Source organism: Crocosphaera sp., assembly GCF_030064895.1.
In the GTDB taxonomy this organism is placed as follows: domain Bacteria; phylum Cyanobacteriota; class Cyanobacteriia; order Cyanobacteriales; family Microcystaceae; genus Crocosphaera.
On the sequence record NZ_JASJEB010000084.1, the window covers coordinates 26,025 to 37,374 of the forward strand.

10 protein-coding genes are annotated in these 11,350 nt (G+C 36.8%); 3 read left to right on the top strand and 7 right to left on the bottom strand.

Features of this window, described 5'->3' with window-relative positions:
- Positions 1-226: 226 nt before the first annotated feature.
- From QNJ66_RS17340 to QNJ66_RS17360, 5 genes are all read right to left on the bottom strand, one after another.
- On the bottom strand, positions 227-2,596 hold the full coding sequence (locus tag QNJ66_RS17340) for an AAA-like domain-containing protein (RefSeq protein ID WP_300509118.1): 2,370 nt from the start codon (positions 2,594-2,596) through the stop codon (positions 227-229).
- Complete coding sequence (locus QNJ66_RS17345) at positions 2,596-4,128, bottom strand: AAA-like domain-containing protein (protein ID WP_300509120.1); 1,533 nt, start codon at positions 4,126-4,128, stop codon at positions 2,596-2,598. Before QNJ66_RS17345 ends, QNJ66_RS17340 begins: the two co-directional genes overlap by 1 nt.
- 262 nt (positions 4,129-4,390) lie before the next feature.
- Positions 4,391-5,020, bottom strand: coding sequence for a Uma2 family endonuclease (locus tag QNJ66_RS17350; protein WP_300509122.1), 630 nt, complete (start codon positions 5,018-5,020; stop codon positions 4,391-4,393).
- 36 nt (positions 5,021-5,056) lie between these two features.
- Positions 5,057-5,272 carry a FeoC-like transcriptional regulator gene (locus QNJ66_RS17355; RefSeq protein WP_300509124.1) on the bottom strand — a complete coding sequence of 72 codons (216 nt, stop codon included), beginning with the start codon at positions 5,270-5,272 and terminating at the stop codon, positions 5,057-5,059.
- Positions 5,273-5,366: 94 nt separating this feature from the next.
- The gene (locus QNJ66_RS17360) at positions 5,367-5,675 is read right to left on the bottom strand and encodes a nucleotidyltransferase family protein (RefSeq protein WP_300509127.1); all 309 of its coding nucleotides are present in this window, start codon (positions 5,673-5,675) and stop codon (positions 5,367-5,369) included.
- A gap of 278 nt (positions 5,676-5,953) precedes the next feature.
- Between QNJ66_RS17360 and QNJ66_RS17365 the strand changes: the two genes are divergently transcribed.
- Together QNJ66_RS17365 and QNJ66_RS17370 are read left to right on the top strand one after the other, a co-directional pair.
- A complete protein-coding gene (locus QNJ66_RS17365) occupies positions 5,954-6,328 on the top strand; it encodes a DUF433 domain-containing protein (RefSeq protein WP_300509129.1) in 375 nt (124 codons plus the stop codon).
- On the top strand, positions 6,325-6,720 hold the full coding sequence (locus QNJ66_RS17370; protein ID WP_300509131.1) for an ACP S-malonyltransferase: 396 nt from the start codon (positions 6,325-6,327) through the stop codon (positions 6,718-6,720). Before QNJ66_RS17365 ends, QNJ66_RS17370 begins: the two co-directional genes overlap by 4 nt.
- A 177-nt stretch (positions 6,721-6,897) precedes the next feature.
- On the opposite strand, the gene feoB is transcribed toward QNJ66_RS17370, so the two are convergent.
- Positions 6,898-9,258 carry a Fe(2+) transporter permease subunit FeoB gene (gene feoB, locus QNJ66_RS17375; protein ID WP_300509132.1) on the bottom strand — a complete coding sequence of 787 codons (2,361 nt, stop codon included), beginning with the start codon at positions 9,256-9,258 and terminating at the stop codon, positions 6,898-6,900.
- Between the two features lie 44 nt (positions 9,259-9,302).
- Positions 9,303-9,923 (bottom strand): FeoA family protein, encoded by a 621-nt coding sequence (locus QNJ66_RS17380; RefSeq protein WP_300509134.1) that lies wholly within the window; start codon positions 9,921-9,923, stop codon positions 9,303-9,305.
- A 678-nt stretch (positions 9,924-10,601) separates the two neighbouring features.
- On the opposite strand from QNJ66_RS17380, the gene fldA reads away from it, so the two are divergent.
- Positions 10,602-11,114, top strand: a complete 513-nt coding sequence (fldA, locus tag QNJ66_RS17385; RefSeq protein ID WP_300509136.1) for a flavodoxin FldA — start codon at positions 10,602-10,604, stop codon at positions 11,112-11,114.
- The last annotated feature ends 236 nt before the right edge of the window (positions 11,115-11,350 follow it).

Sequence of the window (11,350 nt, forward strand, 5' to 3'; positions counted from 1 at the left end):
TTTTGACAACAAATCTTTATTAAATTTTGAAACAAGTTTTATTTATGGATGATGGTGGGCAAGTATTTAAAATAGTTTAACTAACCTTTTAAAATTTTGTTTTACCCACCCTACAAAACTACAAAACTACAAAACTATTATTATGATCGCTGTCTAATATAACCTCGTTGAAACCTTAGAATTATTCGGAGTTGAAAAAACTCTGAAAGCCTTTATATTTTACAATTCACAAGCAATTGTGAGAGAGAAAAAATCCCACCCCTACCTTCTCAACCCCCAACCTCCCCCCACCCCTTCCCACCCCCACAAGAAATTTATCATATCTCATAGTTGGGAGGTGTCCATTGGGGGATGTCGTTGGTGAGTCTTCTGACCAGTTTAAGTTGTCGTAATTTTTCCATCCTTGTTCTTGGCTGTCCCACCCCACCTCTTCGGCAAAAGATTGCTCGGCTATAGAGTTATATTTGGGTGAGTTGTTATTTAGCCTGGAATAGATTTTCCATTGCTCTTTAAAGCTAAACTTACCCTCTGAGTGATTAGACCAAATATTATCTATCCGTTTAAAATCGTTACAGGAAGCATCACGCAACCTCCAATCTTCATCTATCTTCTTGCTTTGGGCTGAATAAGAAATAGCATGCCAGGTGAGCCGATCTGCCTCTCTCCAATTCTTCTGTTTTAAACTTGTCTCTAGTTGTTTAATATAGTTTTGAGTAAGTTGTTTATAATATTTGAAAGATTCATCTAAGTGTCCTTGTGCCAGATTCAAATCACCTTTGATTTTTGTTAATAAGAGCTTGATTGGTACTAATGCTTCATCTTCTATTTCTCTTTCTAATAAATGAACTAAACTGAAACTTTTATTGAGCGCACTATTAGCTAATTCTAAATCTTCAAGATACATATAAGCTAATGCTTGTATTGCTAATCTTAAAGCAACCTTTGTGCTGGCATTTTCTATTTTTGGTAATTGTTCCAGAAGGTTAGTAATTTCTTGCTTTTCATACCATTCTATTTGTTCTGCTAATATATTCAGCTGTTCAACAGGAACAATATACTCTTCTATCTTTTGTAATTCATTTTCAGCTTGTTGTAATTCATTTTTAGCTTGTTGTAATTCATTTTTAGCTTGTTGTAATTCATTTTTAGCTTGCCGCCATACAAAAAAACCTAGTCCATTAGCAACGATTAACATAATCCCGAAAATACCGACTCCTATAACCGTTCCTCTTTTAATTTTTTTATTCGCCTCTTTGTTAGCTTCTTTTAGCAAAATATTTCTTTGTTCAACAGATTTCTTTTCTTGTTTCTCAATTTCAATAGCTCTTTCTTTAGCACGACTAGCCCCCAGAAAATCTTTATCTTCACCACCTAAATTTTTCCCTGATGCCCATTTTTCTGCTTCAATTAAAGCTTGACCTTCTAATAACCGAGAATTATCGCTTTTTCCTGAAAGTAACCAATATCGGTAATTTTCAGCATAAGGACGCAGTTTATTTAACTCTGTATCTATCCAATTTTCGTTGAAAACTTTAGCATAGACAGGGTTATAAACTTGTAGGATATTACCTTTTTTAACCACTAATCCTGATAATTGTAATTCCCTTTCTTCTGAACTATTGTTAATTGTAACTTGTTCATATTTTAAAATCTTTCGATATAATTCTAGTAAATATCCTGATCTCTGTTCGTTACTTAAAATTCTTTCTTTAATAGTTCTCAAGTGTTCTTGTTCATCTTGAGCTTCCCAATTATCAATAATCATCTGCTGAACTATTTGAGAAATATCAGGGGTGGGATTATTAGCTTTAACCACTAAACTACACAGACGTTGAGTTAAAAATGGTTGTCCTCCTGTCCACTCTAAAATGTGTCTCATAATCTCAGAAGGATTATCCACTATTTTTTGTAAATATCTGGTTAGTGGTTCTATTTCTTCCAATTGAAACCCTTTTTGAAACCCTTTAAGATCGACCCCTTTGCCAATATTGAATGGGGTACTTTGTTCATCGGCAATTAAATCAGTTGGGGAAGCCACTCCTAATAAACAAAAGGTCAATCGCTTATATTCTTGATTATCCGCTCGTTGGTTATAACAAGCTCGGAGTAAAGCAAAAAAATCATCTTTAAACTTCAATTTTAAGGTACTATCAATTTCATCAATAAATATGACAATAGGTGAAACTATTTTATTTAAAAGGATCTCAGAGAAAAATTTACTTAATTTTTTAGAAGGAGACAACAAACCAAGACTTGTCCACCAAACCTCCAAGTCAAAGTTTTCAGCTTGAGGAAAACTCTCAACTAAACTATCAATTACGCTTGCATACCATTCATCACGAGTGATGTCTGAAGACCCAATCTTCGTTAAATCTAACGCAGCACAAGCCACCCCTTCTTTTTGTAATTGAGCCATTATTTGCACTCGCAGACTAGACTTTCCCATCTGCCGTGAGTTAAGAACATAGCAAAATTCCCCCTGCTTTAGCCAACCATACAAGTCATCGTCAGCTTGCCGTTTAACATAAGTTGGGGCATCGATAGGCAAACTTCCCCCGGTTTGATAGATAGAAAGCGAAGACGATGGCACACTCATTAACTAACCCCCAAACGATTGCGAAAATACCGACGATATAATTCACACAATGGCATCACTTTGTTGCCTTGAAACTTAACCAAACCCATACTCTTTAGTTTAAAGCCCTCTGAACTTCCTATTTGTACAGGATGCTCAGTTGCTACTACTTGTTTATAGGCCATTAATAAACTTTCGTCTTGCTCCAAGTTCAAAAGATGGCGACGTAAGTGATCTTGATAAATTCCCTCTTCTGTGGGAGCAATGGACAAAAACTCTTGCCAAGTCATTCGCTCTCTGGCTATTTCATAAAGAGCCACCCTAATTAAATATGGATGTCCCCCACACATCTCTATTAGTCCCTCTTTTTCTTCAACAGTCCAATGTAACCCATGTCTTGTGGCTAAATCTTCCACTTGAGAAGGGGTAAATTCCGGCAATTTTACCTCGAAACCCACATTGAATGGAGACTGATTAACTGGGATGTCAACTTCTTTGGAGTGGAAAATGACTAATCTTAATTTTTGCCAGACAGGATCATCTTTTCCATTATCATGCCAAGCTCTTAATAATCCCAAAAAACCTGTTGCAATCTCAGGGTGTCGAAACACCTGATCCACTTCATCTAACCCTAAGACTAAAGGAACTTCTCGTTTTGACAACAAATACTTTTGAAAATAATTAGTACAATTCTTCTTACTGCCTAAAATTCGTTTCCAATAGTCTTCCATCAAAGCAGGTAATTCTAATTTATCGCTGATACTTGCACAAAACCATTGTAAAAATTGATCAAGATTTTTCAGGCAATCATCATCTATTAACTGAAAGTTTAAAGAAGCTGTTTGATAATCAGCTTGTTTAGCATGAGACAAAATCCTCGCCATTAAGGAACTTTTGCCCATCTGACGGGGGGCTTTAACCCGAATTAAAGCACCTGGTTGCAAAATTGTTTGATAACAATCGGACTCAATGGGTGGACGCTCCAGATAAAATAGTGAATCTAGAGGTACTTGCCCTTCTGGAATTTCCAGGCTAATTGATTTTTGATTGTCTGTGTCTGATGGGGAAGCAGTACCATTGTTATTGTCAGTATCTTTTGTTTCTTGACCCCCAAACTGACGCTCGATCGCTTTTATTAATTTCTCAAAACTGTTAGGTTTCCAATAGTCCAACCACTGCAAATTTTTGAGTTTCAAGCCATAGTCTGACTGTATGAGTTCTGGTATTTTGCAATCATCTAATTTCAAGGGAATGATATAAATTTCTCCTTCTCCTGCTGGCAACTCCGCCAACATCTCCATGGCCATCTTGAACTCACGCTGAATATAGCCACGTTTGCTGATTGAGGTTGATGATAAACAAGCGATGAATAAATCACTGTTTTTCAGAGCTTTGGGGATCTCTTCCGTCCAATTTTGTCCTGGCAGTAGTTCCTCCTCGTCTAACCAAGGTTTATATCCTGCTTGAACCAACTTGCTATAGAGTTCTCTGACTAACGGTTTATCCTCTGAAGCATGGGCTATGAATATTTGTGGGATTTTCTCTATGTTCATCAATTGTTGTTCTCTTGCCGTTTTTCTGCGATCGCTTCTCTGACAAACTTTTACCCATGATCATAGCTTAATTTGATATAGCAATCAGGTTTCAGTTGTGGGAAAATTAGCCTTCTGGGTTTAACAGTGTTAAACCCCTACAAGGAAGAATTCATAGGGACATAATACTATTATGTCTTGATATTTTTTGTTTCTCACATATCATTATTGATTGCTATAGTTGAACAAAATGTAACTTTTTTATCAGAAAAAAATAAATTATTTAATCTAGAGTTTGATTAAATTCTCTAAGGGCAACCGATGAACCAACTTGCCAAGCGCGATCGACATATTGAGTAATAATTTCTCTGACAGAAAAATCGGGAAAAATAAGACTGGTATTACTTTCTATATAGCTATTATCTCTAAAAAGATAGATGTTTAATTCATTGATTTTGTAAATCCAGACTTCAGGAATTTTCAAAGTAATATAATTTTCAATATTAGTAAAAGAAGTAACATCAATTTCTATTGCTAAATCCGGTGGTGGATCGATACTCATATCTAGTTTACGTTTTCCAAGTATTGCTTTATAATTATCAATATAAAAACAAGCATCGGTTTCTAATCCTGGTCTTTTCCCATACTTTAAAGTTATCGGGTGAAAGCTTTGCCAATCTTTTTCTTGATAGCGCAATAGTGCTTTAATTAGATCCGATATTACGTCTATTTCTTTGGCGTGTTCGAGCAAAGGACTCATTAGAAAAATATGGTTATCTCGGAAACGAATACGGGGAATTGAGCGATCGCCCAATTGTTTTAAAAGTTGTTCATAATCAGCTACAGTCCCAGGAAATTTCAGGATTGTTCCTGCCGGAAGATCGATTTTTTCTTGAGTTATTGTCGGCAACATTTTTGGGATATTTAATGTTAGATAATGATTTACAATTTAAGTTACCCACTCATAAAATTCAATACTTTCTGGGGGACAATCACAGCAACTTTTACATTTTTTTCCTGACATAAGACGAATTCTTTTTTTACGAATTAATTTGTCTAGTAAAGGGCGTAAAGCATCAGCTTCTATGCGAAAATGAAGGGCTAATTCTGCTAAAGATGCCTTTTGATATTTTTTCAGGTAAGTTTGAATGTCGGTTAGAATCATGGCATTAATGAAAAACTTTATTAATTATTCTTCTTTAATTATATATATGTCTGTTTATAATGGCTTAAACTATTAACTAAAAAAAAGATTAAGATCACGAGACATAAACTGTTTCCTCTAAAATACGTTCTCGAATCTGGGGTTTTATATCTTCCTTGATCACTAAATCAATTTTTCGCTCAAATAAATCTTCCAGTAAAAATTTTAAGTCCATATAATTATCAAAAGTTACATCTCCTTGAAATTCTACCAATAAATCTAAATCACTATTATCTTTCGCTTCTCCTCTCACAAAAGAACCAAATACTCCTAAAGTTTTGACTTTATATTTTAATTTTAAATTCTCCATATTGATTTTTAAAGTATCAGAAACTTGTTGAAAATCAGATTTATTGGTTGTCATATTTATTATCAATAGATATTCTTATAATTGTTTAAAGTTGATTTTGATATTTTACGAGTTAAACTTTAATTTCCCGTATCATAGCCAGTCCTTGTATCATTTTGATAGTAACATAGTTGGTTGTTATACCAGTTTACTAAAGTAGGGGTTAACGGCCGTTGACCACTACAACCTTAACATCTGTAGTCTCAGTTGATGAACATGGTATTAGTTGATAAATAGTTAACTGGTTGAAGATGATACAATTAAGAGACACTTTAGATTACAAAACGAATGAGATGACTCTAGTATCCAATGAACAAGCAGTAATTATCAGAACAGAAAGAGGATTAACAATTGCAGGGACACGCATCACTTTGTATGATGTAATGGATTATTTAAAAGAGGAGTACCCACAAAAGTTTATCGGTACTATGCTTAGTATTACAGATAAACAGTTAATTGCTGCGCTATCATATATTGATGCTCATCGTGTTGAGGTTGAAACAGAATACCAAAATGTTCTTAAAGAAGCTGAAGAACTGCAACAATATTATAAGCAAGAAAATCACAATTTAATCACTAAAATTACGACAAAACCTCCAGAACCAGGGACAGAAGAAATTAGAGCCAAACTGATAGCAGAAAGAGCTAAGTTTGAATCACAAACATGAACATTTTAGTTGATCATAATTTGCGTGGCCATTCTGTTATTTTAGCAGGTAGCTTGGTTGCTAGTGGTTGGCTTGACTTAATTTCTATTCGCTTTATTCTCTTTGAAGAAGTCGGTTTAAAAGACGATAGTAGCGATCGCATTTTTTGGCAATATGCTCAAGCTAATAAAATGCTTCTGCTGACTGCTAACCGAAGTATGAAAGGGAAAGATTCTTTAGAACAAGTAATGCGCGAAGAAAATACTTCAACATCCCTACCTGTCATCACTATAGCAAATATAAACCGGTTACTTATTGAGCCAAACTATCGACAGCGTTGCGTTAATCGTTTGGTTGAAATCATTGTTGATATTGATTATTATCGAGGTGCAAGACGGATTTTTATCCCATAATTACCATAGTTTAGAGCTAATATCGCAACATAAAATGAGCATATTTTTGAGCTACTACATAAAGTTGAAAATAGCTAAAAAAATGGTGGGTTGCGACGGATTTTTAGTTCTTTAAATATTGTCTAAAAATTCTTACCATCTAACCCACCCTACCGTTATTTACGATCGCCCACTAATTTAAACTTCTGAATTTTGAGTTGCCATTTCTGGGTGCATTACAGGTTTTTGGGTTCTGCTACCAACAGGTTTCGCTGACTTCATCATCATTAAAGTTCCTGCTACCACCACCACAGAACCAATGATCCAACTAATAGAAAATACAGGATGTTCTGCTAAAGTAAATACTTGATAGAACACAGTGGCAACAATATAAGCTAACCCTGTGGTCCATAACGCAACAAATAACGTCCAACCAGCATTAGTTTCTCGATAAACCGCAGCAGTAGCTGAAACACAAGGGAAATAAAGCAAGACAAACAGTAAATAAGCAAACGCCCCAACTTTACCGTTAAACCGCTTCACCATCGCCCCAAACGTACCTAACTGTACTTCTTGTTCCTCGGCCGCTGTTTCCACACTGCTAGTGTCCCCCACATTTAAACCTAACGGATCTAACAATTGATTGGGTAAATCTGATAAATTAGCAGGAATACTAGCAAACGCTTCACCAATACCTCCCCAGAAACTAAAACCTTCTTCTTCTACCGCTTCCGGGTTATCTTGCTTAGCTAATTGTCCATAAATGGAGTCCAATGTTCCCACCATCGCTTCTTTCGCAAAGATACCTGTAAAAATGCCCACCGTTGCTGGCCAGTTATCTTGTTCCAGTCCCATAGGTGCAAAAACAGGAGTCACCGCACGACTGGTACTACTCAAAACAGATCGCTCACTGTCTTGGTTACCAAAAGAACCATCCATACCGATGGAGTTTAATAGTCCTAAAATCATCACCATTAAAACAATGACTCGGCCTGCTTTCCATAAAAAGGCTTTTAACCGTTCCCAAGTACGAATAAAAACCCCTTTCATACGTGGTAAATGATAAGGGGGTAACTCCATCACAAAATGACTAACTTCCCCTTTCAAGATGGTACTTTTCATAACCATTCCTGTGAAAATAGCAGCCACAATACCTAATAAATAGAGTCCAAAAACGATATTTTGTCCGCCAATAGGGAAAAACGCAGCAGCAAACAACGCATAGACTGGAAGTCTTGCACCACAAGACATAAACGGGTTCATCATAATAGTCATCAGACGATCCCGAGAATTTTCTAATGTGCGTGTCGCCATAATAGCTGGCACATTACAACCAAATCCCACTAACATAGGTACAAAGGACTTTCCTGGTAAACCCACAAACCTCATTAAACGATCCATAACAAAGGCTGCTCTAGCCATGTACCCAGAATCTTCTAAAATAGAGAGGAAAAGGAACATAAAGCCAATTACAGGAATAAAGGTAGCTACTGTTTGAATACCACCGCCGGCACCATCAGCTAATAATGCAATTAACCATCCTGGTGTACCAATACTATCTAATAAATTAGCAAAACCATCTACAAATATAGTTCCTGCTGCAATATCAAAAAAGTCAATAAAAGCAGCACTGACATTAATAGTAAACAGGAACATAATATACATAACCGCCAGGAAAATAGGAATTCCTAACCAACGGTTCAAAACTATTTGATCCAAGCGATCAGACGCAGTATTACTAACTTCTCCTCTACGTTCCGTGGCCCCTTGGGTAACTTGTCGAATAAACCCATAACGACTGTCAGCAATAATAATATCAATATCTTCCCCCAAAACTTGATGAATTTGACGGCGATGTTTCACCACGATTTTTAATAATTCATCACCTTGTAATTCTGGGGCAACTCTATCTTCATATTCCAAAAGATTTAAAGCTGTCCAACGGGGTTCTACAACTCTATTAGTAGTATTTTCAGTAATATAGGGAACTAACTCCCCTAAAGCCTCTTCAATGACCGCAGGATAAGCCACATAACTGGCAGTATGATGGAGATCGGACACCATTGCACCAACAATATGTAAGAGATCCTGTACCCCATCTTCATTAGCTGCGTTCATGGGGATGACATGACACCCTAACCGTTCCCGTAACATCTCTGCATTGATAGAAATACCGCGATCGCTGGCCACATCCATCATATTCAGAGCAATAACCATGGGTAACCTCATTTCCATCACTTGGGTGGTTAAATAGAGGTTACGTTCTAAGTTAGACGCATCAACAATATTAATAACCAGATCCGCTTCTCCTGATAACAGGTAATCTCTGGCCACCAGTTCGTCCATTCCTGTGTCCGTATCTTCCACATCCAAAGAATAAACCCCCGGCAAGTCTACCAGGGTCATTTCTTGGTTTTGATAGCGAAACTTGCCTTCTTTACGGTCTACAGTGACTCCAGGCCAGTTTCCTGTGCGTTGGTTTGCCCCGGTTAGGGCGTTAAAAAGGGTCGTTTTCCCACAATTGGGATTACCAATGAGGGCAATAATAGGTTTTAGCATTTTTCTTGAAAATTAAACGTGAAAACTGTAATTTTTCAACGCATTTAGAGTTTTTCTACTACTAAAGCGTCTGCTTCTTCTTTACGAAGACTGAGATGAAAGTCTCTAATGAGAATTTCTACGGGATCGCCTAAAGGTGCAACCCGAATGATGGTAAACTCAACACCAGGGGTCAGGCCCATAGATAAGAGTTTTTTCTTGTAACCGCGCACGACTTGGTTGTAGCCAACCACTTTGCCTTTCGTGCCTTCGGGCATTTCTCGCAACAAGATTTGGGTTTCAGTGTTCATGGTGTTTCTTTGCTTAATGGGTTCATTGCTGACTAAAATTTTCTGCGCCATCCCTGCACCCACTCCGATACGATTATCTTGAATGGCTACAAGTACGGAACCACTGGGTTGCGCGCTAATAACTTTAACTTGGATACCAGGGGTGAGTCCCATGCCTAATAGTCGATTTATTCCCCCATTCCCTACAAAACCGACGATCCAGACCGATTGTCCGACATGGGTTTGTGCAAGGGGATAATGCTCACTATTATTCAATTTTTCTGTTGATTGCTCGTTTTCTGTTTGAGTCTCATTAGAATCGCTGAAAAAGTCAAAACTCCATCCTTTTCTCCGACGACGGGGAGGATCAGCATTGTCATCAACTTTCCAATCCATATTCACCTCTTTTGCAATAAGACTTTAGAAACATTTTTGTTTTTTAACTTGCTCTTAATTTAAGTTTTCGAGAAAAGGAATAATTTTCCTAAATAAATCAAGAATTTGCCAGTTAATTAACTAAAGGTTATGGAGAGTAATTGAGAAAAATTTCTAATTAATCTACCTTTATTTTAGAGCGATTGGTTGAGATGGAATACAGCATTGAATTAAGAAAACATTAAGAACTAACGCTTATAGACTGCATAAACAAGAGTTATCTCATTAATACTGCTACATCTTCTTGCTATAGATTAGCAGTAGTTTTTTGAGAGTTCCCTAAAGAAAACTTTAAAGAAACCTGAGTTCTGTGTTAGGAGTAGGGAGTTCGTATTTTCAGGGCATAATAACAGTTTAAGTCTCATAAATGAGGTTATTTTGTCTATATATAACTTTATAACAATCTCAAAGGCATTTAGGACATTTTTTCCAACTCAAACCTAATATAACCAAGGTTTTTACCTCCTATCTTACCCTTCTGGGAGGGGTTAGGAGTGGGTTTCCCCCTAGCTCCTGCTATAAATAATCAGCAAAAGATCGATAAAATCTAGAACCAACCCTTGACACTTATTGCAAATTATTCTAAATTATACTTTAAGAAATTACTGCAAATAAGTTTCAATAAGGCAGGGAAAAAACATGAGTAAGATCGGTTTATTTTACGGCACAGAAACAGGTAAAACTGAAACCGCAGCAGAGATGATTCAATCTGAACTGGGAGGAGATGATGTAGCGGCACTCATCGATATTTCTGATTGCGAGGCCACGGACTTGGAGAAGTACGATTGTCTAATTATCGGTTGTCCTACCTGGAATATGGGAGACTTACAAAGTGACTGGGAAGGCATTTTCGATGATTTAGACAGCATTGATTTTAGTGGTAAAAAAGTAGCTTATTTTGGCACAGGAGATCAAATCGGTTATGCTGATAATTTCCAGGATGCGATGGGTATGCTGGAAGAAAAAATTAGTGGCCAGGGAGGCAAAACCATCGGTCATTGGTCTGCTGAGGGTTATGAACATAATGAGTCAAAAGCTGTCAAAGATGGTAAGTTTGTTGGTTTAGCTCTCGATGAAGACAATGAGTCAGACTTAAGCGAAGATCGCATTAAAACCTGGGTCGCTCAAATCAAAACAGAATTCGGCATTTAATTGTTCAATATTTAAGAAATTTACCTCTTTTTTCTGAAATCCAATCCACTTCCTTGATAATTCCCCTGTTACGCTAAAATTTGAGCCATAACAGGGGAATTTTTTTACTTAACTGAGTTCAAGCAACAATAATTCATCGATAACTGACAACAAGTCTGAAGTCTCAAACCCCTATTATCTCGTTGACAAAATAACAACTCCGAACTCCGAACTCCGAACTCCGAACTCAAGTTATT

Bases quoted from the DNA above. Each gene is read 5' to 3' on its own strand.
- QNJ66_RS17340 (WP_300509118.1), bottom strand. From the start codon at position 2,596: ATGAGTGTGCCATCGTCTTCGCTTTCTATCTATCAAACCGGGGGAAGT.
- QNJ66_RS17345 (WP_300509120.1), bottom strand. From the start codon at position 4,128: ATGAACATAGAGAAAATCCCACAAATATTCATAGCCCATGCTTCAGAG.
- QNJ66_RS17350 (WP_300509122.1), bottom strand. From the start codon at position 5,020: ATGTTGCCGACAATAACTCAAGAAAAAATCGATCTTCCGGCAGGAACA.
- QNJ66_RS17355 (WP_300509124.1), bottom strand. From the start codon at position 5,272: ATGATTCTAACCGACATTCAAACTTACCTGAAAAAATATCAAAAGGCA.
- QNJ66_RS17360 (WP_300509127.1), bottom strand. From the start codon at position 5,675: ATGACAACCAATAAATCTGATTTTCAACAAGTTTCTGATACTTTAAAA.
- QNJ66_RS17365 (WP_300509129.1), top strand. From the start codon at position 5,954: ATGACTCTAGTATCCAATGAACAAGCAGTAATTATCAGAACAGAAAGA.
- QNJ66_RS17370 (WP_300509131.1), top strand. From the start codon at position 6,325: ATGAACATTTTAGTTGATCATAATTTGCGTGGCCATTCTGTTATTTTA.
- feoB (WP_300509132.1), bottom strand. From the start codon at position 9,258: ATGCTAAAACCTATTATTGCCCTCATTGGTAATCCCAATTGTGGGAAA.
- QNJ66_RS17380 (WP_300509134.1), bottom strand. From the start codon at position 9,923: ATGGATTGGAAAGTTGATGACAATGCTGATCCTCCCCGTCGTCGGAGA.
- fldA (WP_300509136.1), top strand. From the start codon at position 10,602: ATGAGTAAGATCGGTTTATTTTACGGCACAGAAACAGGTAAAACTGAA.